Raw genomic sequence first — 21,030 nt, 5'->3', positions numbered from 1 at the left:
TACTCGTTTGGCTCGACGGCCACGCTTGACGTAATCTCCGACGGCTGGAAGAGGAGGGATCATGGACGTCGTCCACGCGGAGGACACCCGCACGCGACTACTGGGTACGGCGTTGCGGTTGTTCACCGAACACGGCGTGGAAGGCACCTCGCTGCAGATGATCGCGGACGCCCTCGGCGTCACGAAGGCCGCCGTCTACTACCACTTCAAGACGAAGGCGGAGATCACCGAATCCGTCGCCGAGCCCGTGCTGCTGGAGCTGGAAGGCATCGTCGACGACGCCCGCGCCCAGCGCACGCGGGGCGCGCAGATCGATCATCTGCTCGACGGTTTCGTCGACCTCGTGGTGCGGCATCGCGCACTGGTCGCGCTGTTCTCCAGCGATCCCGGCATCGCCCGCGCGATCGAGAAGTCCGTGCACAGCTCCGAGAGCTTCAAGAACCGGCTGCTGGAGGTCCTGGTCGGCCCGGATCCGGACCTCACCGCGATCGTGACGGCGCAGGTACTGCTGGCGGGTATCGCCATCGCCGGCGGCTCGCCCGAGGTCGCCTCGCTCGACGACGAAACACTGCGCGAAACGCTCCTCGGCGTCGGCCGCAAGCTCTACAACCGTCCGCGCCGACGCACGTGACCGATGTGTTCAAGACAGCCGCCGCGATCCGCGCGACGCTGTGTTCATGAACACCAAGCTCATGAACATCGATCTGAACGCGGCGGCCACCTTCATGGCCACGCGAGCCCGGCTGCTCGACAAGCGGCGTTTCGAGGTCCTCTTCCGCGACGGTGATCCGGCGTCGGCGCTCGCCGCGCTGGAGGGATACCGCAATCCCGACGGCGGTTACGGACACGGGCTCGAACCCGACTGCCGCTCGGCGACCAGCCAGCCCGGCGGCGCGCTGCACGCTTTCGAGGTCTTCGCCGACGTCGGCCCGGCGAGCAGCCCGCGCGCGGCCGAACTGTGCGACTGGCTCGCGTCGATCTCCTTGCCGGACGGCGGGATCCCGTTCGCCCTGCCGATGCCGGATCCGTCCGGCAGCGCGCCGTTCTGGGCGAGCGCGGACCCTTCGGTCTCCTCGCTGCAGATCACGGCGATCGTCGCGGTCACCGCACGGCGCGTCGCGGCGCACGACCCCGCGGTCGCCGCGCATCCGTGGCTGGCGAAGGCCACGCGCTACTGCCTCCACGAGATCGAAAAGCTCGACGAGGCACCGCACGCGCTCGTGCTCGCTTTCGCGATGAAACTGGTGGACGCGCTGGGCGAGGCACATCTGGTCGAGAAACTCGGCCGGTTCATCCCGGACGACGGCGTGCTCGCCGTCGGCGGCGGGATAGAGGGCGAGGCCATGCGCCCGCTCGACTTCGCCCCGAGGCCGGACGGTCCGGCACGGAAGCTCTTCCGGCCGGACGTCGTCGAAGCGGATCTGCGGCGGGTGGCCGGAGGCCAGCACGACGACGGCGGCTGGCGGGTCGACTACATTAGCTACTCGCCCGCGGCCGGGCTGGAGTGGAACGGGCTGTTCACCGTGAACACGTTGTCGCTCCTGCGGGGCAACGGCCTGGTCTAGGGGAGGCGGCGCAGGAACCCCGGCGGGACGGCGGCGGTGAGCCAGACGCCGTTCGCGCTCACCTGGAATTCGTGCCCGGCGGCCGTCATGCCCCGCGCGTCGACCAGGAGCACGACCGGGGCACCGCGCCTGCCCCCGACCGTGCGCGCGGTCGCGAGGTTCGCCGAGAGATGCACGGCGTGCCGCTTCATCGGCCGGAGCCCCTCGGACAGGATCGCGTCGAGGAACCGGGCCACGGTGCCGTGATAGAGCGTGCCGGGTGGGGTGGCGGCGGGCAGCGCGAGGTCGACGTCGACGCTGTGGCCCTGGCTGGCGCGGATCCGCAGCCCGCTTTCGTCGAAGGCGAACCGGCGTTTGTCGTTGCCTTCCACCACTTCGTCGAGCTGGTCGCGGGTCAGGTCCAGCCCGTTCCGCCGCAGGGCGGCCAAGAGGGTGCCGACGTCGACCCAGCCGTCAGGGGTCAGGGTGATGCCGATGTCGCCGGGTGCGTGCCGCAGGTGCCGGGAGAGCCGTTTCGAGACTCGGATGAGGTTGTTCTTGTCCATTTCGCGTCCCAGTGACGCATACCCGGCACCCGCGTGGCAACGGAATTCAGATGCCGCCCTCGGAGGCCGGGCGCAGTTTGCCCGCGCCGGGACCGAATCGGGACATCTGGTCGTCGGCGTTGTAGAGCCCGCAGCTGCGCAGGGACAGGCAGCCGCAGCCGACGCATCCGGTCAGCCTGTCGCGCAGGCGCTGCAGCGCGTCGATCCGCGCGTCGAGCTCGTCCTGCCAGCCACGGGAAAGGCGTGCCCAGTCGGCCTTGGTGGGGGCGTGGTCCCTGGGTAAGGACTCCAAAGCCGAGCTGATGTCGTCCAGGCTGAGGCCGACCCGCTGCGCGGCACGGATGAAGGCGATCCGGCGCAGCACCGAACGCGGATACCGCCGCTGGTTGCCCGCCGAACGCTCCGAGCTGATCAGCCCTTTGTCCTCGTAGAAACGCAAAGCCGTATGGGGCACGCCGCTGCGGTCGGCGACCTGCCCGATGCTCAGGTGTTCAGCCAATCTCGTCACGTCGCCAGGCTAGCCTTGACTTCGACCTAAGTCGAGGTTGCAACCTCGGTTCATGACCACTGACACCAGGACCGGCTACGAGGATCTGCCGCGGCTGATCGCGTTGATGACCGGGGACGAGAAGCACCAGGCGGCCGCGGAGTCCACTGTGGACGTCTTGTGGGTGCTCTACGATCGTGTGCTCGACATCACCCCGGAGACCTTCCGTGATCCGGGCCGTGACCGCTTCCTGCTGTCGAAGGGACACGGTCCGATGGCCTACTACGCCGTCTTGGCGAAGAAGGGCTTCATCCAGGAGGACGAACTCGCCGGGTGGACTTCGGCCGAATCCCGCCTCGGGCACCATCCCGACCGCGCGAGGGTGCCCGGCGCCGAGATCGCCAGCGGTTCACTCGGGCACGGGCTCCCGCTGTCCATCGGCACCGTGTTCGGGCTGCGCGCCAAGGGGTTCCGTGACGCCAAGGTCGTCACCCTCGTCGGGGACGCGGAACTCGACGAGGGCTCCAACTCCGAGGCCATCGCGGTGGCGGGCCGCATCGGCATGCCGCAGCTGACCGTCGTGGTCGTCGACAACTCCTCGGCCACCCACGGCTGGCCGGGCGGGATCGCGCGCCGGTTCGAGGTCGAGGGCTGGGTGACCCGCACCGTCGACGGCCGCGATCACGAAGCGCTCTACGAAGCCTTCACCACACCCCATCCGGACCGGCCGCTCGCCGTGGTCGCGACCGTCGAGCGAAAGGCCTGAAACCGTGAACATGCGTGAGACGTTCCTCGACGCCGCCGCCGAGGTGCTCGACACCGACCCGAACGTCGCCGTCGTCCTCGCCGACATTTCCGCGGCACAACTCGCTTTCGCCGCCAGGAAGCATCCGGACCGGGTGCTCAACGTCGGCATCCGCGAACAGCTGATGATGAGCACCGCGGGCGGGCTGGCGCTGGCCGGGATGCGCCCGATCGTCCACACCTTCTCGTCGTTCCTCGTGGAGCGGGCTTTCGAGCAGGTCAAACTCGACCTCGGGCATCAGGACGTCGGCGCCGTACTGGTGTCTTCCGGCGCGTCCTACGACATGCCGACCGCCGGGCGGACCCATCAGGCGCCCGGGGACGTCGCCCTCATCGACACGCTGCCGGGCTGGACCGTGCACGTGCCCGGTCATCCCGAGGAGGCGCGGCGGCTGCTGCTGGAGTCGATCCCCGGCAACGGTCGTGTGTACCTCCGGCTTTCCGCGCAGGAGAACGCGAAACCGCATCTGGGCGCCGGATTGCAGACGTTGCGCGAGGGCGGCCGAGGTGTCGTGCTCGCCGTCGGGCCGATGCTCGACCGGGCGATGGAAGCGACGGCCGATCTCGACGTGACCGTGCTCTACACCTCGACGATCCGGCCGTTCGACGCCGCGGGCCTGCGTTCGGCCGTCGAGGCCACGGGGTCGAGCGACGTCGTGCTGATCGAGCCCTACCTCGCGGGAACGTCGGCGCACGCGGTGTCGGACGCCTTGTCCGAATCGCCGCACCGGCTGCTCTCGCTCGGTGTCCGTCGTGACGCCGAAGTCCGGATCTACGGCGAAATGGCCGATCACGACCTCGCGCACGGCCTCGACGCCGGTTCGATCACCTTGTCGGTCAAGGAATTCCTCCGCTAGCGTCACCAGGATGACGAAGATCCGCCCGCTCGTGCTCGGGGTCATCCGCCGCGGTGAAGACCTTCTCGTGTTCGAAGGCCGTGACAACGCCAAGGGGGAGACCTACCACCGTCCGCTCGGCGGCGGGATCGAGTTCGGGGAGACCGCCGTCGAGGCTTTGCACCGCGAATTCCAGGAGGAGCTCGCGGCGGAGCTGACCGCTGTCGAGCAGATCGCCGTACTGGAGAACGTGTTCACCTTCGAAGGCAGGCCGGGGCACGAGATCGTGTTCCTGTTCACCGCCGACCTGACCGACAAAGCGTTCTACGAGCGTGACGAGGTCGGCGTCGTGCTCGACGACGGCGCGCGCGTGCACTGGCTGCCGATGGCCGACGTGGCGAACGGCAAGGCGATCCTGTATCCGGACGGGCTCGCGGACCTCCTCTCAGCGCAGGACTGACCGCGCTGTCGGTGCCAGTTCCAGTTGCCGCCACGGGCGTTCGAGCCTGCCTTCGAGTTCGGCACCCGTCCGGTCGAGGAGTTCCCGGTGCGCGTCACCGAACTTGGCGAACCAGACGAACACCATCTCGTTCTCCCGCACGGGAAGCCGGGGAAAGGTGTTCTCGGCGGGCTCCGTCTCGAAGTGGCCGAACGTTTCCACACCGGACTCCCGCAGCGCCGGAGCCACGGTGTCCGCGAAGTACTCGGAGAACTCCTTGACCGGTCCCGTGGGATGGCACACCGTCACGACGAGGCGGGAAGCCTCGGCGCCGTCCGGAACGGGGAATCCCGGCCCGGACGGCCGCAGCAGCAGGACGTCCGAAGCGTCGATCATCGTCTCGTTCGCCGCCGGGCCGTGCGCACGCCACACCGGCCCGTAGTAGAACGACTCCAGGGCCGCCCGCCTGCTCTCCATGTCCCGGAAACCGCGCAGCCACAGGAACTTGTCCGGCTCCGCCGGTTCACGGAACAGGCCGAACAGGCGCATGCCGACGGCTTCCTGTGTCTCCACGAACTCACGCTCGAAGAGCTCGACCAGCTCGTCCCGGCGGCCGGGGTGCAGCGTGTACCGGCGCAGCTCGACGACGGACTGGAACTCGGCGAAATCGGTCATGCGCGGACCCTAGAGGTGCGCACCGACAGTTTCCGGGCTCAGCGGAAGGCGGCGATCCCGGTGACCGACTGACCGAGCGAAAGCGCGTGCATCTCTTCGGTGCCTTCGTAGGTCAGCACGGTTTCGAGGTTCGACATATGCCGCATCACCGGGTACTCCAGCGAGATCCCGTTGGCGCCGAGCATGGCGCGCGCGGTCCTGGCGACCTCCAGCGCGGAGCGGACGTTGGCGAGTTTGCCGAAGCTGACGTGGTTGTGGTGCAGCGTCCCGGCGTCCTTGAGCCGCCCGATCCGCAGCGCGACCAGCCCGGCGCGGTTGACCTCGACCACGAGGTCGGCGAGCTTGCGCTGGGTGAGCTGGAACCCGGCGAGCGGCTTGCCGAACTGTTCACGGCTCAGCGTGTACTCCAGCGCGGATTCGTAGCAGGAGCGAGCGGCGCCGACGACGCCGAACAGGATCCCGTAGCGCGCCTCGTTCAGACAGGACAGCGGCCCGCGCAGGCCCCTGACCTCGGGGAACGCCGCGGACTCCGGCAGGCGGACGCCGTCGAGCACGAGTTCCGCGGTCAGCGAGGCCCGCAGCGACAACTTGTGCTTGACCTCGTTCGCGGTGAAGCCGGGGGTGTTCGTGGGGACGACGAAACCGCGCACGCCCTCGTCGGTCTGCGCCCACACGACCGCGACGTCGGCCACCGTTCCGTTGGTGATCCACATCTTCGTGCCGCTGAGCAGCCAGTCCGAGCCGTCGCGGACCGCGCGGGTCCGCATGGCGCCGGGGTCGCTGCCCGCGTCCGGTTCGGTCAGGCCGAAGCAGCCGAGCGCCTCGCCGGCGGCCATCCGCGGCAGCCACTCCTGCTTGTGGTCCTCGGTGCCCCACTTGTGGATCGCGTACATCGCCAGCGAACCCTGTACCGAGACGAAGCTGCGCAGCCCGGAGTCGACGGCCTCCAGTTCGCGGCAGGCGATGCCATAGGCGACGGCGCTGGTCCCGGCGCAGCCGTAACCCTCCAGGTGCATGCCGAGCAGCCCCAGCTGCCCGAATCCCTTGGCGAGTTCGGCGGCGGGCAGAGCGCCCGTTTCGTACCATTCGGCGACGTTCGGCAGGAGCTGATCGTGCGCGTAGGAACGCACGGCGTCACGGATGGCCCGGTCCTCGCTGGAGAGCTCGGCGTCGAGATCGAGGAAATCGCGCGGATCCGGGCTGCTGCTCATGCGGTCACTCCTGGTCGGCTCGGCGGTGCGTGGCTCTATGAAGAAAACCACACACTGGACCGGAGTCGAGTGTCAGCGATCGCGCCATCCGGTGGTCTTCGTCACCTGAACCGATGCCGAGACCGTCACCGGGGGAGCGGAGCGCTGCTTCTGCTGGGGGATCAGCAGCTCCGCGAAGGTAGGGAAAGGCACGCTGTCGATGTCTTCGCGCCAGGCTTGGAGCAGGCCGGTCAGTTCGTCGGCGTCCCGCATCGTTCCTCCAGAAGTGCAGGGCGGTCCTGCGCCGGCCTTTCACTCGGAGTGCCTATTACCCGGACGAGTGAAGGTTGAAACGGGGAATCCGCAGAAAATCCGGTCCGCTAACCTGAGCGCGTGGCTACTCCGAGCGTGGTGATCCTGGACTACGGGTCCGGCAACCTCCGATCCGCCGAACGCGCCGTCGAACGCGCGGGCGCGCACGTCGAGGTCACCGCCGATCCCCATGCCGCGCTCGAGGCCGACGGCCTGGTCGTCCCCGGTGTCGGTGCCTTCTCCGCCTGCATGGAGGGGCTGCTGTCGGTTTCGGGGGAGAAGATCATCGGCAAACGTCTCGCCGGCGGCCGTCCCGTGCTGGGCATCTGCGTCGGCATGCAGATCCTGTTCGAACGCGGCGTCGAGCACGGCGAGGAGGCCGCGGGCGCCGGTGAGTGGCCCGGCACGGTCGACAAGCTGGAAGCCGACGTCCTGCCGCACATGGGCTGGAACACCGTCCGCGCGCCCGAGGACTCGGAGCTGTTCGCCGGGCTGGACGCGGAAACGCGGTTCTACTTCGTGCACTCCTACGCCGCGCGGACCTGGGAACTGGACTCCGGTCTCGCCGGGCAGCAGCCCAAGGTGACCTGGGCGAACCACGGTCAGGACTTCGTCGCCGCCGTCGAGAACGGGCCGTTGTGGGCGACGCAGTTCCACCCGGAGAAGTCCGGGGACGCCGGGGCGCACCTGCTGCGCAACTGGCTCCGCACCCTCGCTTAGAGTGGGCGCGTGACTTTCACGCTCCTTCCCGCCGTTGATGTGGCCGATGGCCAGGCCGTGCGACTCGTCCAGGGCGAGGCCGGCACCGAAACCTCCTATGGCAGCCCGCTGGAGGCGGCACTCGCCTGGCAGCGGGACGGGGCGGAGTGGATCCATCTGGTGGACCTCGACGCCGCGTTCGGCAAGGGTTCCAACCGCGAACTGCTCGCCGAGGTCGTGGCGAAGCTGGACGTCCAGGTGGAGCTGTCCGGCGGCATCCGCGACGACGCCTCGCTGGAGGCCGCGCTGGCCACCGGCGCCCGCCGGGTCAACCTCGGCACCGCCGCACTGGAGGACCCGGAGTGGACCGCGAAGGTCGTCTCCTCCTTCGGCGACCGCGTCGCCATCGGGCTGGACGTGCGGATCACCGAGGCCGGGCACCGGCTGTCCGCTCGCGGCTGGACGCAGGACGGCGGTGACCTCTGGGAGGTCCTCGACCGGCTCGACCGCGACGGCGCGCAGCGCTACGTCGTCACCGACGTGAGCAAGGACGGCACCCTCCAGGGCCCGAACATCGACCTGCTCCGCGAGGTCGCCGCCCGCACCGACGCGCCGGTCATCGCCTCCGGCGGCGTGTCCAGTGTGGACGATCTCCGCGCGCTGGCCGCGCTGGCCCGTGACGGTGTCGAAGGCTCCATCGTCGGCAAGGCGCTCTACGCCGGGGCGTTCACCCTTCCCGAGGCGCTCGCCGCCGTCGCGGAGTTCTGAGCTTTACCTCCCGGGTAATCGACGCCACGCCGTCGTTCGGTCAGGATTCCTTCCAGGAGAACAAAACCTGGGAGGACATCATGACCGCGTACGGCATCGCCCACCTTCGCCCCACCGGAGCACCGACCGAAGAGGTCTTCGAGTACCTGGAGCGGATCCAGGCCACGCTCGATCCCTTCGGCGGCAAGTTCCTCGTGCACGGGGCCGAGGTCGAGGTCCTCGAAGGGGAGTGGCCCGGGGCGTTGGTGATGATCTCGTTCCCGAGCCTGGCCGCGGCTCGCGAGTGGTACGCGTCGCCCGCCTACCAGGAGATCCTGCACCTGCGGGCGGACCACATCCCGGGCGACCTGATCCTGGTGGACGGATGCGGGGCGGACCACGACTCGGCGGCGATGGCGGCTGAGCTGAGGGCGCTCCAGGTCGCTTGACCGGCGCGGGGGGCACTCTGATGTCGCGAAAGCCACTTTCGCGACATCAGACGTCCCGAAAGTGGCTTTCGCGACACCGCGTCTTGATCACATGCGGACGATCACGGGCGCGAGAACCTTGACGAGTTCGGTCGTCTGAGTCGTCTGCAGGCTGTGACTCGACGCGGCGTTGTTGTCTTCCTTGTTGAGCGCGGACCAGTCGAGTCGCCAGCCCGCCGCGGCGGACAGTTGCCGCAGGAAGGCGCGCAGGGTTCGCCCGTTACCTTCGCGAAACGGGTGCATGGCGTTCAACTCGGAGTAGTACCAGGCGAGGCGTTCAAGGAACTTGTCCCGGTTCAAGCCGAGCAGCCAACCATCGGTTTCGAGCTTTCCCAGCACGGCCGACGTCTGCTCGTCGACGAATCTCCAGGTGCAGAACTTCGACGTACCTTTGGAGATGTCCACGGTACGGGTCTTTCCGGCCCAGTCGTAGACATCTTTGAAGAGCGCATGGTGAAAGCTCTGCAGATGCTCAAGGGTGTATTCGCCAGGGAGACTTTGACGAGCGAGCTCGACGTCTCGAATACTGACGATGCGTGCCTCGACCTGCTTGAAGACTTCTGAGTCTTCGATGTCCAGCTTGTTGCGAAGGCACTTCCCGCCGGGAATGCTGTACGGATCGCTCACTGCCGACGGGCTCGCTCTATTTCTTCGGCGATCAAGTCGTCGGCGGTGCGTGTGCTGGTCGCGACATCGCGGAGAGTCCGCTGCCAGTCGTCATCGAGATCGACACCTTCCATGGCCGCGCTGGCTGCCGCCTGAGCGACCGCGATGTCGACATCGGCGATTTGGCGTGCGTAGAAGTGACGCATCTGTTCGTGCGATATCGACTGGGAGGATTTCTCGTTTTCGGCGACTATTCCTCTCGCGACTCGCCACGGGGACTCCATGTGAGTCATCCTCGATAAGGTTTCAGCCGAGTAATGAGCGTATTTGTCCATTACCCAGTTCACCGTCGTGTTCTCGGGTTCTGTCAGTGCACCGGCATGACCACTCGGCCAGTTCGTCACCTGATACTGCTTTCGGTGCCCGGCGAAGATCGACGGAGTGACGGGCCCCTGAGGCCAGGCTTCGATCTTCTCGTCGAACATCGGTTCGTGCTGGAACACCAGATGCCAGGCCTGCGAGTAATAGAGCAGCTTCTGCAGCTTCATCGTCGTGATCGAGCCCGTGTGAGCCAGCACGGCGGCAGCCACGTCACGTGCACGGGCCACGGCTACCACCTCCTCTGATTCACTCCATCCTACCGTGCCGTGGTCGTGGATCGACCACTCGAGAGTCGCCGGCGGGAGGTGTCGAGCAACCCATCATCGAACATGTGTTCGATGATGTCAAGCGTGGCGAGCCGGTCCTACTCCGCCAGTTTGATGGCGATTCCCACGGTCCGGTCCTTCGGACCCCGCAGCTTGCTGAAGAACATCGTCACCCGGCCGGTGACACCGTATTTCCGCGCGATCACCTTGCGCACGCGTTCGGTCCCGTCGAGGTCCAGCAGCCGTGCCTCGCCCGCGACGACGTCGCCGTGCGTCTTGGCGCCGCGGAAGTCGCAGGCCTGGACCTCGACCCGGCCGCTGTTGCGGATGCGCTTGACCTTGCCCGCCTTGCGTTCGGACCAGAGGACGAGCTCGCCGTCCTCGCCCGCCGCCCAGACCGGGGTCGGCACCGGGGTGCCGTTCTTGCGGAAGGTGGTCAGGACGACGTACTTCTCGGCGGCGATCCGCTCGAACTCCGATCCCATGTGGAGAGTTTAAGCTGTTCGACGGCTTACGCAGTTCGACGGCGCAGCGTCGCGGCGCCGAGGACCAGCGCGGCCAGCGCGCACGCGCCGACGACGATCACGTTCCGGATCAGTGTCGCGTCCCCGTCCGCGCGAACGCGCTCACGAACAGGCCGAGCGCCATCCCGAGGAGGGCGTCGAGGACGGTGATGAGCAGCAGCATCCCGATCGAGCCCGCGATGTCGAGGCCCAGCCACGCCAGTGAGATCCCGGCCGCGACGCCGACCTGCACGACCGCGATCGAGCCGAACGCGATCGCGTAGCCGAAGAGCAGGTCCAGTCTGCCGATCGGCAGGGTCATCAGGCGTTCCAGCGTCGCCGTCGTGCGCTCGCGCAGCGTCGTGATCGAGGTGATCAGGAACATGATCAGGAACGGGAAGACGCCGAGCAGCGCCGGGGCGACGCGGCTGAACACCGCTTCGGAGTTGAACACGAAGCGCAGCAGCACCATCAGCAGCGACGGGACGACGACCAGCATCGCGACGGTGCGCGGATCGTGCCGCAGCTGCGACCAGAGTTCGTCGCGCAGTACGGGATCGAGGCCGACGGTCGGCTCGTCCAGGACGAGCAGTTCGGGTTTCCCGAGCAGTGCGACGGCGAGATTGGCGCGGCTGTGCTGACCGCCCGACAGCGAGCCGACCAGCTTGCCCGCGTGCTCGGCAAGGCCGACCTCGACGAGCAATCTGTCCACATCGGACAGTGGTGCGCGGAGCACGGAAGTGAAGTAGCGCAAGGCTTCCGTGATGGTGAGGTCGGCGTAGATGGCCGGATTCTGGGTCGCGTAGCCGATCAGCCCGCGTAGCTGCGGGCTGCCCGCGGGATGGCCGAGCACGGTGACGTCGCCGCCCGCGACGATCTGCACGCCGACGATCGAACGCATCAGCGTCGTCTTGCCACAGTGCTCAGGCCAGCCCGAGCAGGCCGGTGATCCGGCCGCGCGGCGTCTCGAAACCGATTTCCTTGACGACCTCGCGGCCGCCGCGGACGACCCGCAGAGCCGTCACGGAGATCGCCGAATTAGCCATACGGTTAATTCTGCGCCCGGTGAGAACCGCGAGTCAAGAGTGCGTGGTTCAGGGCAGCCGGACGGCGATGCCCGGATAGTCGACCACCAGCAGGTGCTCGTCGTAGCGCAGGACACACGAGAAAGCGAAAACCGGTGCCGCGTAGGCGAAGTCGCGGTCGCCGATCCGCTCGTAGCGCTGCTCCAGCCGCTCCACGGTGAGGTCGCCCGCCCGGACGTACGCGGCGGGCGCCTCGGCGGCCTCGCTCAAGGCGAGGCCGAGCCGGTGCACCGGCAGGGTGTTCGTCATCGACGACGATTCGAGGTCCACGTCGAAGCAGCCGTCGAGGCGCGGAGCCGGGAGGCCGTCCACGCGCCATCGCCCGTCACCGTCCGATTCGAGCACCGTGCGCCGGGTGCCGGACGACGACCTACCGGAGATCTCCGCCCGCCGCGTGTGCCAGGCGGCGTCGACGACGATCGAGTACTCGACGAACCAGGATTCCCCGTCCTCGACCGCCGTCGTGGCGCCGTTGATCCGCCAGCCGCCTTCGTACCCCTGGAAGAACGCGACCTCGAGGCCGGTCCTCGAATCCTGATGCCGCCAGCTCGCCGCCGCGGGGAGGCTCACGGCACCAGGACGAGCTTGCCCCGGACGTGCCCCGCTTCGCTCTCGTCCTGGGCCGCGCCCGCTTCGGCGAGCGGGTAGACCCGGGCGATCGGCAGGTCGAGCTTGCCTTCGGCGGCGAGCGCGGCGCCTTCGGCCAGCGCGCCGGGGACCTGCTCCGCCGGACTTCCCGAAGTGAAGCGGACGCCGTGGTCGGCCGCGTCCGGCGCGGCGATGGTGACGACGCGCTTCGGACCGCCGGTCAGCTCGACGAGCGTCGGCAGCGAGCCGCGTCCGGAGGTGTCGAAGGACGCGTCGACGCCCTGCGGCGCGGCTTCGCGGACGCGCTCGGCGAGCCCTTCGCCGTACTGCACCGGGACGGCGCCCAGCGAGCGCAGGTACTCGTGGTTCGCTTCGCTCGCGGTGCCCACGACGGTGAGTCCGCGCGCGACGGCGAGCTGGACGGCGATGGTGCCGACACCGCCCGCCGCGCCGTCGACGAGCAGTGTCTCGCCCTCGACGAGGTCCAGCAGGTTGAGCGCTCGATAGGCGGTGCCGACGACCACGGGCAGCGCCGCGGCCAGTTCCCAGGACAGCGCCTCGGGCTTGCGGGTCAGGCCCGCCGGATCCGCGAGCACGAACTCCGCGTACCCGCCGTTCCCCCTCCCGAGGACCTCGTCGCCGACGGCGAAGTCGGAAACACCTTCACCGACGGCGTCGATCACGCCGGCCACGTCTCCACCGGGAACGGAGGGGAACGTCGTCGGGTACACCTCGGCCATCAGCCCGGACCGGATCTTCCAGTCGATCGGGTTCACACCCGCGGCGCGGACGGCGACCCTGACCTGACCGGCGCCGGGCTCGGGAAGCTCCCGGTCGAAGACGCGCAGGACGCCGGAGTCGCCGTATTCGGTGAACGCGATGGAGCGGTAGGTGTCCGTCATGCTCCTCGACAACCCCTGCCCGCCCTTCACTATTCCGGCGGTTTCCCGAACCAGCTGTAGTCACCGGGGATGAGCTGCACGCCGTCGGCGATGTCGAGCAGCGTGGCCTTGTCCCGCTTGCCCGACACGGTGAGCCACTGGTCGCCCGTCAACTGGACGGCGACCGTTTCGTCCTGGGGGCCGAGCCTGCTGTCCCGTTTCGGGAGGTAGTAGCCATCGGCGCCCCGGACCTTGAGGGGAACCGGTTCCGCCCCTTCGACCTCCGGCCGGTCGCGCCGGAGCGACGCCGTGACGACCGCCGCCGCCGTGGGTTGCCCGGCGCGGGTGGCTTCGAGATCGGTCGCGCCCCCGCCGGTCGTCAGGAACGTGCTCACGCCCGACAACTCCAGATCGGCGGGCAGCCTGCCGAAGCGCAGTTCGCCCGAAACCCGGGCACGGTCGTCCCTGACCATCTCGTCCGCGATCCGCTGACCGACCGCCCGCGGATCCCGCACGCCGTACAACGTCAAGCTGAGCAGGTACACGTCGTCGGGTGACCAGGTCAGCATCGTCGAGTCGTCGTAGAGCTCGGTGACCATCCCGACCCTGCCGTGCACGATGATCTGGTTCGGCGCGGGGGCGACCTTCCATGGTTCGCCCGGTTTGGCGAGCGGGGTGGCGGTCAGCTGGACTCCTCCCGTCCCACCGCCGCCCCACCCCCGCGTTTGTGGTGCGGGGTAAGGCTTCGCGCCACGGCTCATCTCCTTGTACCCGTCGGGCAGCCAGCCGGGCTTGTACGGCAGCACCGCCCAGTCGGTGTTCACCCGCGAAGCCGGTGGAACGGCGGTGTAGGCCCGCAGACCCAGCGGGACACCGAGCGCGATGATCGCGACCGCCGCCGCGACCATGGCCAGGGCCATCTTCGGACGGCTTCGCGGCCGTTCGTACAGCGCGTCGCGGATCTCGGCCCCGTCGGGCGCCCGCGTCGCCAGGTGTTCGAGGCTCTCCCGGATCAGGTCCTCGGTGTTCTCATCACTCAGTCGGGTCATTTGCGGGCTCCCGTGGGCTGAACAGACGAGGACGGACCGGTTTCCCGCAGCGTCGCGAGCGCGCGCGAGATCTGGCTGCGCACGGTCGACGTCGCGCAGCGGAGTACCGCGCCGATCTCCTCGTCGGTGTAGTTCTCGTAGTAGCGGAGCACGATCGCGGCGCGTTGTTTGCGCGGGAGCTTCGCGAGCCTGTCCAGCATCGCGTCGCGTTCGTCGTATTCGATGGCGTGATCGGAGACCGGCGGGCTCATCAGGTCGAGCATCTCCGGCGAAGACGGCACCACGCGGCGGACCGCGAGGCGCCGTCGCCACGACAGGTACTCGTTCGTCACCATCCGGCGGACGTACGTCGGCGGCGAGTCGATCTTCGGCCAGCGTTGCTGAGCGCGCAGCAGTACCTCCTGCACGATGTCCTGCGCCAGGTGCGGGTCGTCGGTCAAGACGGTCGCGTAGCGCAGGAGCCCGTCCAGGCGATCCGCGACGAACTCGTCGAAGGTCGCAGGCACTTGGTCCCCCTCAGCCGATGGTCTCGCTCTAGTGACGCACGAGACCACCCGGCTGATGCATCGGGAACGGAACTTTCCCGGTGAACATGATCACCGCAGGGCGGTCTCCAGCCGGACGAAGGCGAAGCCGGTCGTCGCCAGTTCCTCACCCGAAGGACCGGTGGCCGCCGGACGACGCTCGCCGTCGTGCACCACCAGCAGCCCGTGCGGGAACAGCGGGCCCAGCGGCGCGGTGGCGATCGCGGCGCCGTCGGAGTGCTCGACCGAGTCGGTGCCGCGTCCGGCGACGATCCGGAAGTCCCGGCGCGGGCCGGTGCGGTCGTACACCACGAACCGCGAGTCGCCCTGGCTCGACGCGAGCAGCTTGCCACCGGCCAGCGTCAGCCCCTCGGCGTCGGCGGTCAGCCACTTGCCGCCGAAACCGGGGTCGGGACCGTCGGCGACGCACTCCTCGGTCGCCTCGTCGAAGCGCTGCGGCGCCCCGAACGAGCGGACCTTGTCGATCAGCGTGGGACGGCCGAAGCCGTCGCCGTTCACCGGGATCCGCCAGATCCCGACGTCCTCCTGCGCGGTGTAGAGCACGCGGTGCTCGACGTCGAGCACCGAACCCTCCAGCTGCGGGCGTTCGTCCGGTTCGCCGCACGGCGACCACGTCTCGCCGTTCGGCAGGCGGAACTCCGAGGGCAGGTCGATCGTGCCGATCGGCGCGGTGCCGACGGTGCCGCCCGGTTTGTCGACAAGTCGCAAGAGCGCCACGCGGGTCTCGTGCCGCCGGGTCACCGCGACCCAGCGCGCGCCGGTGCGCGGGTCGCGTCCGGCGGTGAGCCCGTACGCCGTCCGCTGTTCGTCCACTTCGGACTCCGAGGCCGAGAAGACCGGTGCCGCGGAAGGATCCGTGACGTCCCGCAGCACGTGCGAGCCTGCCGCGGCACCGGCGGGATCGATCCGGTAGACGCGGACACGGTCCCGGCCGCGGTCGCTGACCACCGCGAGGTCGCCGACGACGTCGACGTTGTTGAAGCGCCCGCCCGCGGGAACGGCGAGCTGCTGGAGCTGCCGCGCCTTCAGATCGAACGCGGCCAGCCCGCCTTCCTTGAGCGTGCCGAGCACGACGCTGGCCGACGGGTTCTTCGGATGGACCCAGATCGCCGGGTCGTCGGCGTCGGCGTTGGCCGGATCCGCCCCAGCGTCGTCGACGAACGCCCTGGTCTGCGCCACGGGTGAGGGGTCGGTGCTCGCTTCGGCGGGCACACCGGTGAGCAGGGAAGCCGCCAGCAGGGGGACGAGGACGATGCGCATCCTCGGGAAGCTAGCCGCGCGGGGTGTCCGGCCGGTGAACGCCGTCGGTCAGGTAGTACTGCGCGACGGGCGCCAGCATCGCGACGACCTCGTCCTCCGAGGCGGCGACCAGCGGCGGGAGGCCGATGACGTACCGCAGCAGCGCGAACCCGACCATCTGCGCGGCGATCCCGGCCACCCGGACCTTCGGCACGCCGCGAGCCTCGGCGACCCGTGCCAGCACCGCCCGTTCCAGGAACTGCCGCATCATGGTCGCGACCTGCTCGTTGGTGGTCGCGGACCGGATCATGGCCAGGAACGGCGCGCGGCCCTCCGGCGCCTGCCAGAGACCGAGGAACGCCCGGACGAGCCGCTCGCCGATCTCGTCTTCGGGGCCTTCGAGGATCCGGGGGACCAGCTCGCCGGGGTCGACGGGCAGGTTCATCGCCGCGGCGAAAAGCCGCTGCTTGGTGCCGAAGAAGTGGTGCAGCAACGCGGCGTTGACCCCGGCGTCGGCCGCGATGCCGCGGACGCCATTCCGCGAGCTTAGAACGCCCTTGACTACGCTTGTCCCCATGTCAGTCGCAGTCAGGGTCATCCCGTGTCTCGACGTCGACGCGGGCCGAGTGGTGAAGGGCGTCAACTTCGCCGACCTGCGCGACGCCGGCGACCCCGTCGAGCTCGCCCGCCTGTACGACGCCGAGGGCGCGGACGAGCTCACGTTCCTCGACGTCACGGCTTCCTCCGGGGACCGCGAGACCACCTTCGACGTCGTCCGCCGGACAGCGGAGCAGGTGTTCATCCCGCTCACCGTCGGTGGCGGCGTACGCACGAACGACGACGTCAACCGGCTGCTGCGCACCGGCGCGGACAAGGTGAGCATCAACACCGCGGCCATCGCGCGCCCGGAGTTCCTGCGCGAGGCGTCCCGCCGGTTCGGCGCGCAGTGCGTCGTGCTGTCGGTGGACGCCCGGCGTGTCCCCGAGGGGACCGAACCGACGCCGTCCGGCTTCGAGGTGACCACGCACGGCGGACGCCGCGGCACCGGCATCGACGCCGTCGAGTGGGCCGCGCGCGGTGAAGAACTCGGCGTCGGCGAGATCCTGCTCAACTCGATGGACGCCGACGGCACCAAGAACGGCTTCGATCTCGAACTCCTGACCAAGGTGCGCCGGGCGGTCCGCGTCCCGGTGATCGCCAGCGGTGGCGCCGGCGCGCTCGAGCACTTCCTGCCCGCCGTCGAGGCGGGCGCGGACGCGGTGCTCGCGGCCAGCGTGTTCCACTTCGGACAGTTGAAGATCGGCGAGGTCAAGGGCGCCCTGCGCGCCGGGGGAGTCGTGGTCCGGTGATCATGGACAAGTGGAAGGCCGCCACCGAGGTCAAGGTCGTCTGCGCGCTGCTGCTCGGGCTCGGCCTCGCCTACGTGGGGATGGCCGTGATCCTCATGTTCGCGCCGTACTCCTCGGCGAGGACGTTCCTGCTGCCGGGAACGTCCGTCGTGCTCGGCGGGCTCGTCGTGGCGGGGCTGGTGCTGAGGATGTCTTCGGCGCGGTTCGCCGGTTTCGTGGTCAGCTTCCTTTTCGCCTTGCTGCACGCGCTGTCCATGCTGGCGGCGGAACTCTTCTGGGTGAAGATCGTGTCCGGGCTCCTTTTCGCCGGGTACATCTACTCGGCGGTCCTGCTCAACTCGATGCCGGTGAAACGGCACCTTCTCGGAGCCACGAATGACGCTTGATCCCGCCCTCTCGGATCGCTTGAAACGCAACGCCGACGGGCTGATCGCCGCCGTCGTCGTCGAACACTCCACCTCGGACGTCCTGATGATGGCGTGGATGAACGACGAGGCGCTCGAGCGCACCCTCACCACCCGGCGCGGGACCTACTATTCGCGCAGCCGCAAGGAACTGTGGGTCAAGGGCGAGACTTCCGGCCACGTCCAGCACGTGCGCGAGATGCGGATCGACTGCGACGGCGATACCGTCCTGCTGCGCGTCGACCAGACCGGTCCGGCCTGTCACACCGGCACGCACACCTGTTTCGACACCGACGAACGGCTGCTGCTGGCCGACGAGAGCGAGAAGACCCCGTGAATGTCGTCGCCAACGTCCTGGTCGGCATCGTCGCCCTGATCCACCTGTACATCGTCGTGCTCGAGATGTTCCTGTGGACCACCCCGCGCGCCCGCGCCGCCTTCGGCACCAGCGAGGAATTCGCGAAGGAGAGCGCGCCGCTCGCGGCGAATCAGGGGCTGTACAACGGTTTCCTCGCCGCCGCGCTGATCTGGGGGCTGATCGCGACCGGCAGCACGGCGTGGCAGTTCAAGATCTTCGGCCTCGCCTGCGTGATCGTGGCCGGGCTCTACGGGACGGTGACGGCGAGCAAGCGGATCTTCTTCGTGCAGGTGGTGCCGGGAACGCTGGCGTTGATCGCGGTGCTGCTCGCGGGCTGAGCACTGCTCACTTGAACGCTCGCCGCGCTCTCGTGGTTGCCCCGGTGCGAGAGGGAACTCGTTATCCGGAAAACGCGCCGTTTCCGATTAACCTCAGCGCATGAAGCCGGGGAGAAGACCAGCCGAGCGTGACCGTCCGAGACGACGTCGGCACGTCGCCGGGCGCCCTCTGCCCTCTGCGGATGTCGACGCCGTCAAAAGCCTTGCCGCGCAGACGGTACACGACGAAGTGGCCGCTCCTCTGATCGAGAAACTGTCGCAGTACAAGCTGCGGGCACTGGCTTTGTCGGTGCTCTGGCTGACCGCCTTCGTCGTCTGCGAGAGCACTATCGACAACCCCGGGCCGGCCCCGCTGCTGCTCCTGGGTTTTCCGGTGTGCCTGGGCGCCGCCTGGCTCTGGCGGGAACGGTATCGCTCGGCTTCGAGGACCGGTTTGCGCGAGGCCACGGCGACGGTGCGGCCCGGGTGGCTGTTCCCCAAGATCGACGTGTACTTCGAAAACGAGTACAAGTTCCTCGCCACACGCCGTTCGCTGAGGATCGCGCCCCGGGTCCGGAAGGTTCCCGTCTTCGTCGGCGGTGAGGGAACGGACATGATCGTGATCTTCCCGCGCGGACGGTTCTTCAAGGACACGCTCCACACGGTTCCCGTCAAGGAGATCGAGCCGGACACGGCCTGAGGGCAGGACCTTGGTCCCTTCTTGACCATGACCTTCCGGGCGTAGTCTTTTCCCAGGTCGAGGGCGACCAGACGAGTTCCGATGGGGAGGAACGACGTCGGCGGCCTCGCTGATTGGGGGCGTTTCGCATGGTCGTCAGGGAAGTGTCGGCGGAGACGTACTGGCTCAGGCGAACCAGGTATTTCGCCTTGAGCATGCTTTTGGGTCTGCTCGGGCCCGGCGTGATGATCGCCGTCGTCCAGGCCGGTCCCGAGGTCGTGGGCTACGAAGGCTGGTCCGACGGCGCGGGAATGATCGCGATCGGCCTTCTGCTCGTGACGGCCGCGCTGGCGGCGCTCTGCGGGCATCGGGTTTGGGTCAACGACCGCCGACTGGACGAGACGGTCGCCGAACTCGTGGCGTCGCCTGCTTTCGGCGATGGCGTCGATCCGGAAACCGAGACGCGTCGGCTGCGCACCTTGTGCCGCCGGGTCTGGGGCTTCACGGTCGGATGGCTCCCGCTGGCGGCCGCGATCGTGGTCCTGGAGATGAACTACCTGCCTGATCCCGCCGAGGATCGGCAGGCCGTTGTCGCGGTCACGGTGGTGATGAGTCTGGGTGGTGTCGCGGCGGGACTGGCCATGAAGGAGGCCTGGCGCAGGCGGTATCGGTCCGTCCTCGCCACCGGATGGCGCCCCGCGACGGTGACCGTGAAAGTCGACTACGAGAAGACGAACCCGGAAGGCGAGCCGCGGATCTTCGACGTGAAGTTCCCCGATGGCGAGCGGATCCGGTTGCGAGGTTTGCAGTTCACGTCCCGCACTGGCCATCGGTTCGGCTGGCGTCCCGACATCCCGGTCTGGATCGGCGGTGAAGGTGAGTCCGTGGTCGTGCTGTTTCCGCGCGGCCCTTCGGTGCCTCCGTGCGCGGTGCCTGCCAAGCGCCTGAGCGAAGCCGGAGACGCCTGATCACTTGTACGTCCGGGAAGGCCGCTCGGTTGCCTCCCGTTCTTATGGCGATAATCGCAGGTCAGATCGCTTTCGCGGGTATTATCCTCAGCTCATGGGACTGGGGCGGGGAAGAGACGGAGCAGCGGATCGCGATCGGTCGAGACGCCGGCGGGCCGACGGTATCGTGCTGTGGTCGTCCACATCGGACGGACCGGAAACGCCGGACGCCGAAGAGGGCGCCGCACCGCGAGAGCCGTTCGCGATGCTGCGGGCGGCGGCGGCACGCGCGGCGTCGGGCGCACCGGCCTCGACCGACCCCGTGATCGCGAAGCTGCCGCTTCTCGGTTTGCGCGCGGCGGCCTTCTCCCTGCTCTGGATCACTCTTCTCGTCGCCTTGGGGTTCGGGCTCGGCGCGGTCCGGCAGCCGTCGGCGGATCTGCTGGTGACCGGGATCCGGGTCGAGGGCACGGTGGAAATGCTCTACGAGAACAGGAAAGGGAAGAACCGCACCATCACGGTCGACTACCACGTCGGCTCGGAGCCGTGGACGGCCGAAATCCGCCGGGATTCGGAGCGTGAGTACGCGGTGGGGGACAAGGTGACCGTGTTCTACGCCCCCGGCAACCCCGAGCGGGTCCGGACGCTCGAGGAGGAGAACATCAGCGAGTTCCGTCAGGGCTTGCTGATCGTTCCGGGATTCTTCGTCTTCGCCGGTATCCCGCTGTGCCTGGTCGCCGCGGCGGCGTGGTGGAACCGGTACCGCTCCGTCCTGAAGACCGGGTGGCGCGAGGCCACGGCGACGGTGAAACCCGGCCGGGTGTTCCCCGAGATCGCCCTGAACCTCGGTCGTGACGGCATCATGCTGCTTCGCGCCCGTCGTTCGCTGAGGAGCGCCTCCCGGTTCAAGGGACTCAGGAACGTTCCTGTCCTCGTCGGCGGGACGGGACAGCGCATGGTCGTGGTCTTTCCCCGCGGCCGGTGGTTCAAGGAAAGGCTCTATCCGGTCCCTGTCGAGGAGGTCCGGCCGGAGCCCGCGCTCTGAG

General features: G+C 68.6%; 30 protein-coding genes and 2 pseudogenes. 15 read left to right on the top strand and 17 right to left on the bottom strand.

The genetic code is table 11. The features are described from left to right. Positions 1 to 61: 61 nt before the first annotated feature. Positions 62 to 631 carry a TetR/AcrR family transcriptional regulator gene (locus tag HDA45_RS08010; protein WP_101609441.1) on the top strand — a complete coding sequence of 190 codons (570 nt, stop codon included), beginning with the start codon at positions 62 to 64 and terminating at the stop codon, positions 629 to 631. A 61-nt stretch (positions 632 to 692) separates the two neighbouring features. Continuing rightward, positions 693 to 1,565 (top strand): prenyltransferase/squalene oxidase repeat-containing protein, encoded by an 873-nt coding sequence (locus tag HDA45_RS08005; RefSeq protein WP_184905418.1) that lies wholly within the window; start codon positions 693 to 695, stop codon positions 1,563 to 1,565. Here the strand turns inward: HDA45_RS08005 and HDA45_RS08000 are convergent. Together HDA45_RS08000 and soxR are read right to left on the bottom strand one after the other, a co-directional pair. Then, positions 1,562 to 2,110 carry an RNA 2'-phosphotransferase gene (locus HDA45_RS08000; protein WP_184893315.1) on the bottom strand — a complete coding sequence of 183 codons (549 nt, stop codon included), beginning with the start codon at positions 2,108 to 2,110 and terminating at the stop codon, positions 1,562 to 1,564. The genes HDA45_RS08005 and HDA45_RS08000 overlap by 4 nt on opposite strands. 46 nt (positions 2,111 to 2,156) lie before the next feature. Continuing rightward, entirely contained in the window at positions 2,157 to 2,618 is a 462-nt protein-coding gene (gene soxR / locus HDA45_RS07995; RefSeq protein ID WP_184893313.1) for a redox-sensitive transcriptional activator SoxR, read from the bottom strand. A 52-nt stretch (positions 2,619 to 2,670) separates the two neighbouring features. Here soxR and HDA45_RS07990 point away from each other — a divergent pair, with 52 nt between their 5' ends. The 3 genes from HDA45_RS07990 to HDA45_RS07980 are packed head-to-tail and all read left to right on the top strand — an operon-like array spanning position 2,671 to position 4,697. Beyond that, the gene (locus tag HDA45_RS07990; protein ID WP_184893311.1) at positions 2,671 to 3,363 is read left to right on the top strand and encodes a thiamine pyrophosphate-dependent enzyme; all 693 of its coding nucleotides are present in this window, start codon (positions 2,671 to 2,673) and stop codon (positions 3,361 to 3,363) included. 4 nt (positions 3,364 to 3,367) lie between these two features. Continuing rightward, positions 3,368 to 4,258, top strand: coding sequence for a transketolase C-terminal domain-containing protein (locus tag HDA45_RS07985; protein WP_184893309.1), 891 nt, complete (start codon positions 3,368 to 3,370; stop codon positions 4,256 to 4,258). Positions 4,259 to 4,268: 10 nt separating this feature from the next. After that, entirely contained in the window at positions 4,269 to 4,697 is a 429-nt protein-coding gene (locus tag HDA45_RS07980) for an NUDIX hydrolase (protein WP_184893307.1), read from the top strand. On the opposite strand, the gene HDA45_RS07975 is transcribed toward HDA45_RS07980, so the two are convergent. From HDA45_RS07975 to HDA45_RS07965, 3 genes are all read right to left on the bottom strand, one after another. Continuing rightward, entirely contained in the window at positions 4,683 to 5,351 is a 669-nt protein-coding gene (locus HDA45_RS07975) for an NIPSNAP family protein (protein ID WP_184893305.1), read from the bottom strand. The genes HDA45_RS07980 and HDA45_RS07975 overlap by 15 nt on opposite strands. Before the next feature lie 38 nt (positions 5,352 to 5,389). Continuing rightward, positions 5,390 to 6,562, bottom strand: coding sequence for an acyl-CoA dehydrogenase family protein (locus HDA45_RS07970; RefSeq protein WP_184893303.1), 1,173 nt, complete (start codon positions 6,560 to 6,562; stop codon positions 5,390 to 5,392). A 72-nt stretch (positions 6,563 to 6,634) separates the two neighbouring features. After that, on the bottom strand, positions 6,635 to 6,814 hold the full coding sequence (locus HDA45_RS07965; protein ID WP_184893302.1) for a hypothetical protein: 180 nt from the start codon (positions 6,812 to 6,814) through the stop codon (positions 6,635 to 6,637). A 135-nt stretch (positions 6,815 to 6,949) separates the two neighbouring features. On the opposite strand from HDA45_RS07965, the gene hisH reads away from it, so the two are divergent. The 3 genes from hisH to HDA45_RS07950 all read left to right on the top strand — a co-directional run bounded on the left by hisH (position 6,950) and on the right by HDA45_RS07950 (position 8,748). Then, positions 6,950 to 7,573 (top strand): imidazole glycerol phosphate synthase subunit HisH, encoded by a 624-nt coding sequence (gene hisH / locus HDA45_RS07960; protein WP_184905416.1) that lies wholly within the window; start codon positions 6,950 to 6,952, stop codon positions 7,571 to 7,573. A gap of 9 nt (positions 7,574 to 7,582) precedes the next feature. Next, the gene (gene priA / locus HDA45_RS07955; RefSeq protein WP_184893299.1) at positions 7,583 to 8,320 is read left to right on the top strand and encodes a bifunctional 1-(5-phosphoribosyl)-5-((5-phosphoribosylamino)methylideneamino)imidazole-4-carboxamide isomerase/phosphoribosylanthranilate isomerase PriA; all 738 of its coding nucleotides are present in this window, start codon (positions 7,583 to 7,585) and stop codon (positions 8,318 to 8,320) included. Between the two features lie 80 nt (positions 8,321 to 8,400). Further along, a complete protein-coding gene (locus HDA45_RS07950) occupies positions 8,401 to 8,748 on the top strand; it encodes a DUF1330 domain-containing protein (RefSeq protein WP_184893298.1) in 348 nt (115 codons plus the stop codon). 87 nt (positions 8,749 to 8,835) lie between these two features. On the opposite strand, the gene HDA45_RS07945 is transcribed toward HDA45_RS07950, so the two are convergent. The 12 genes and pseudogenes from HDA45_RS07945 to HDA45_RS07895 form a co-directional block, all read right to left on the bottom strand. Next, entirely contained in the window at positions 8,836 to 9,414 is a 579-nt protein-coding gene (locus HDA45_RS07945) for a Fic family protein (RefSeq protein WP_184893295.1), read from the bottom strand. After that, on the bottom strand, positions 9,411 to 10,001 hold the full coding sequence (locus HDA45_RS07940) for a type II toxin-antitoxin system antitoxin SocA domain-containing protein (RefSeq protein WP_184893293.1): 591 nt from the start codon (positions 9,999 to 10,001) through the stop codon (positions 9,411 to 9,413). The genes HDA45_RS07945 and HDA45_RS07940 overlap by 4 nt, the downstream gene beginning before the upstream one ends. A 137-nt stretch (positions 10,002 to 10,138) precedes the next feature. Further along, the gene (locus HDA45_RS07935) at positions 10,139 to 10,525 is read right to left on the bottom strand and encodes a PPOX class F420-dependent oxidoreductase (protein WP_184893291.1); all 387 of its coding nucleotides are present in this window, start codon (positions 10,523 to 10,525) and stop codon (positions 10,139 to 10,141) included. 26 nt (positions 10,526 to 10,551) lie between these two features. Further along, a pseudogene (locus tag HDA45_RS07930) lies at positions 10,552 to 11,093 on the bottom strand (ABC transporter permease). Between the two features lie 78 nt (positions 11,094 to 11,171). Beyond that, positions 11,172 to 11,444, bottom strand: a pseudogene (locus HDA45_RS43215) (P-loop NTPase family protein); the annotation flags it as partial. A gap of 22 nt (positions 11,445 to 11,466) precedes the next feature. Next, positions 11,467 to 11,589, bottom strand: a complete 123-nt coding sequence (locus HDA45_RS43210) for a hypothetical protein (protein ID WP_378317672.1) — start codon at positions 11,587 to 11,589, stop codon at positions 11,467 to 11,469. A 48-nt stretch (positions 11,590 to 11,637) separates the two neighbouring features. Continuing rightward, positions 11,638 to 12,198, bottom strand: coding sequence for a putative glycolipid-binding domain-containing protein (locus HDA45_RS07920; protein WP_184893289.1), 561 nt, complete (start codon positions 12,196 to 12,198; stop codon positions 11,638 to 11,640). Next, complete coding sequence (locus HDA45_RS07915; protein WP_184893287.1) at positions 12,195 to 13,118, bottom strand: NADP-dependent oxidoreductase; 924 nt, start codon at positions 13,116 to 13,118, stop codon at positions 12,195 to 12,197. The genes HDA45_RS07920 and HDA45_RS07915 overlap by 4 nt, the downstream gene beginning before the upstream one ends. Positions 13,119 to 13,147: 29 nt before the next feature. After that, positions 13,148 to 14,146: a hypothetical protein gene (locus HDA45_RS07910; protein WP_184893285.1), complete on the bottom strand. Its 999-nt coding sequence runs from the start codon at positions 14,144 to 14,146 to the stop codon at positions 13,148 to 13,150. After that, positions 14,143 to 14,652, bottom strand: coding sequence for a sigma-70 family RNA polymerase sigma factor (locus HDA45_RS07905; RefSeq protein ID WP_184893283.1), 510 nt, complete (start codon positions 14,650 to 14,652; stop codon positions 14,143 to 14,145). Before HDA45_RS07905 ends, HDA45_RS07910 begins: the two co-directional genes overlap by 4 nt. A 90-nt stretch (positions 14,653 to 14,742) precedes the next feature. Then, positions 14,743 to 15,951, bottom strand: a complete 1,209-nt coding sequence (locus tag HDA45_RS07900) for a phytase (RefSeq protein WP_184893281.1) — start codon at positions 15,949 to 15,951, stop codon at positions 14,743 to 14,745. Between the two features lie 10 nt (positions 15,952 to 15,961). Next, the gene (locus tag HDA45_RS07895; protein WP_246480651.1) at positions 15,962 to 16,507 is read right to left on the bottom strand and encodes a TetR/AcrR family transcriptional regulator; all 546 of its coding nucleotides are present in this window, start codon (positions 16,505 to 16,507) and stop codon (positions 15,962 to 15,964) included. Between HDA45_RS07895 and hisF the strand changes: the two genes are divergently transcribed. The 7 genes from hisF to HDA45_RS07860 all read left to right on the top strand — a co-directional run bounded on the left by hisF (position 16,506) and on the right by HDA45_RS07860 (position 21,029). After that, positions 16,506 to 17,279 (top strand): imidazole glycerol phosphate synthase subunit HisF, encoded by a 774-nt coding sequence (gene hisF / locus HDA45_RS07890; protein WP_101609420.1) that lies wholly within the window; start codon positions 16,506 to 16,508, stop codon positions 17,277 to 17,279. The genes HDA45_RS07895 and hisF overlap by 2 nt on opposite strands. Beyond that, positions 17,276 to 17,665 carry a hypothetical protein gene (locus tag HDA45_RS07885; protein ID WP_184893279.1) on the top strand — a complete coding sequence of 130 codons (390 nt, stop codon included), beginning with the start codon at positions 17,276 to 17,278 and terminating at the stop codon, positions 17,663 to 17,665. Before hisF ends, HDA45_RS07885 begins: the two co-directional genes overlap by 4 nt. After that, positions 17,655 to 18,020: a phosphoribosyl-AMP cyclohydrolase gene (gene hisI, locus HDA45_RS07880; RefSeq protein WP_184893277.1), complete on the top strand. Its 366-nt coding sequence runs from the start codon at positions 17,655 to 17,657 to the stop codon at positions 18,018 to 18,020. The genes HDA45_RS07885 and hisI overlap by 11 nt, the downstream gene beginning before the upstream one ends. After that, positions 18,017 to 18,379, top strand: a complete 363-nt coding sequence (locus HDA45_RS07875) for a DUF1304 family protein (RefSeq protein ID WP_184893275.1) — start codon at positions 18,017 to 18,019, stop codon at positions 18,377 to 18,379. Before hisI ends, HDA45_RS07875 begins: the two co-directional genes overlap by 4 nt. A 229-nt stretch (positions 18,380 to 18,608) precedes the next feature. Continuing rightward, positions 18,609 to 19,058, top strand: a complete 450-nt coding sequence (locus HDA45_RS07870; protein ID WP_184893273.1) for a hypothetical protein — start codon at positions 18,609 to 18,611, stop codon at positions 19,056 to 19,058. A gap of 188 nt (positions 19,059 to 19,246) precedes the next feature. Continuing rightward, a complete protein-coding gene (locus tag HDA45_RS07865; protein WP_184893271.1) occupies positions 19,247 to 20,005 on the top strand; it encodes a hypothetical protein in 759 nt (252 codons plus the stop codon). A gap of 94 nt (positions 20,006 to 20,099) precedes the next feature. After that, positions 20,100 to 21,029, top strand: coding sequence for a DUF3592 domain-containing protein (locus HDA45_RS07860; RefSeq protein WP_184893269.1), 930 nt, complete (start codon positions 20,100 to 20,102; stop codon positions 21,027 to 21,029). The last annotated feature ends 1 nt before the right edge of the window (position 21,030 follow it).

This window comes from Amycolatopsis umgeniensis (assembly GCF_014205155.1).
Taxonomy (GTDB): domain Bacteria; phylum Actinomycetota; class Actinomycetes; order Mycobacteriales; family Pseudonocardiaceae; genus Amycolatopsis; species Amycolatopsis umgeniensis.
The sequence above is the reverse complement of the archived record's forward strand: the minus strand, read 5'-3'. Positions and strand labels throughout refer to the sequence as shown.

Excerpts from the sequence above, each read along its gene's own strand:
- HDA45_RS08010 (WP_101609441.1), top strand. The coding sequence starts at position 62 with ATGGACGTCGTCCACGCGGAGGACACCCGCACGCGACTACTGGGTACG.
- HDA45_RS08005 (WP_184905418.1), top strand. The coding sequence starts at position 693 with ATGAACATCGATCTGAACGCGGCGGCCACCTTCATGGCCACGCGAGCC.
- HDA45_RS08000 (WP_184893315.1), bottom strand. The coding sequence starts at position 2,110 with ATGGACAAGAACAACCTCATCCGAGTCTCGAAACGGCTCTCCCGGCAC.
- HDA45_RS07990 (WP_184893311.1), top strand. The coding sequence starts at position 2,671 with ATGACCACTGACACCAGGACCGGCTACGAGGATCTGCCGCGGCTGATC.
- HDA45_RS07980 (WP_184893307.1), top strand. The coding sequence starts at position 4,269 with ATGACGAAGATCCGCCCGCTCGTGCTCGGGGTCATCCGCCGCGGTGAA.
- HDA45_RS07975 (WP_184893305.1), bottom strand. The coding sequence starts at position 5,351 with ATGACCGATTTCGCCGAGTTCCAGTCCGTCGTCGAGCTGCGCCGGTAC.
- HDA45_RS07970 (WP_184893303.1), bottom strand. The coding sequence starts at position 6,562 with ATGAGCAGCAGCCCGGATCCGCGCGATTTCCTCGATCTCGACGCCGAG.
- HDA45_RS07965 (WP_184893302.1), bottom strand. The coding sequence starts at position 6,814 with ATGCGGGACGCCGACGAACTGACCGGCCTGCTCCAAGCCTGGCGCGAA.
- HDA45_RS07950 (WP_184893298.1), top strand. The coding sequence starts at position 8,401 with ATGACCGCGTACGGCATCGCCCACCTTCGCCCCACCGGAGCACCGACC.
- HDA45_RS07935 (WP_184893291.1), bottom strand. The coding sequence starts at position 10,525 with ATGGGATCGGAGTTCGAGCGGATCGCCGCCGAGAAGTACGTCGTCCTG.
- HDA45_RS43210 (WP_378317672.1), bottom strand. The coding sequence starts at position 11,589 with ATGGCTAATTCGGCGATCTCCGTGACGGCTCTGCGGGTCGTCCGCGGC.
- HDA45_RS07915 (WP_184893287.1), bottom strand. The coding sequence starts at position 13,118 with ATGACGGACACCTACCGCTCCATCGCGTTCACCGAATACGGCGACTCC.
- HDA45_RS07910 (WP_184893285.1), bottom strand. The coding sequence starts at position 14,146 with ATGACCCGACTGAGTGATGAGAACACCGAGGACCTGATCCGGGAGAGC.
- HDA45_RS07900 (WP_184893281.1), bottom strand. The coding sequence starts at position 15,951 with ATGCGCATCGTCCTCGTCCCCCTGCTGGCGGCTTCCCTGCTCACCGGT.
- hisF (WP_101609420.1), top strand. The coding sequence starts at position 16,506 with ATGTCAGTCGCAGTCAGGGTCATCCCGTGTCTCGACGTCGACGCGGGC.
- HDA45_RS07895 (WP_246480651.1), bottom strand. The coding sequence starts at position 16,507 with ATGGGGACAAGCGTAGTCAAGGGCGTTCTAAGCTCGCGGAATGGCGTC.
- hisI (WP_184893277.1), top strand. The coding sequence starts at position 17,655 with ATGACGCTTGATCCCGCCCTCTCGGATCGCTTGAAACGCAACGCCGAC.
- HDA45_RS07860 (WP_184893269.1), top strand. The coding sequence starts at position 20,100 with ATGGGACTGGGGCGGGGAAGAGACGGAGCAGCGGATCGCGATCGGTCG.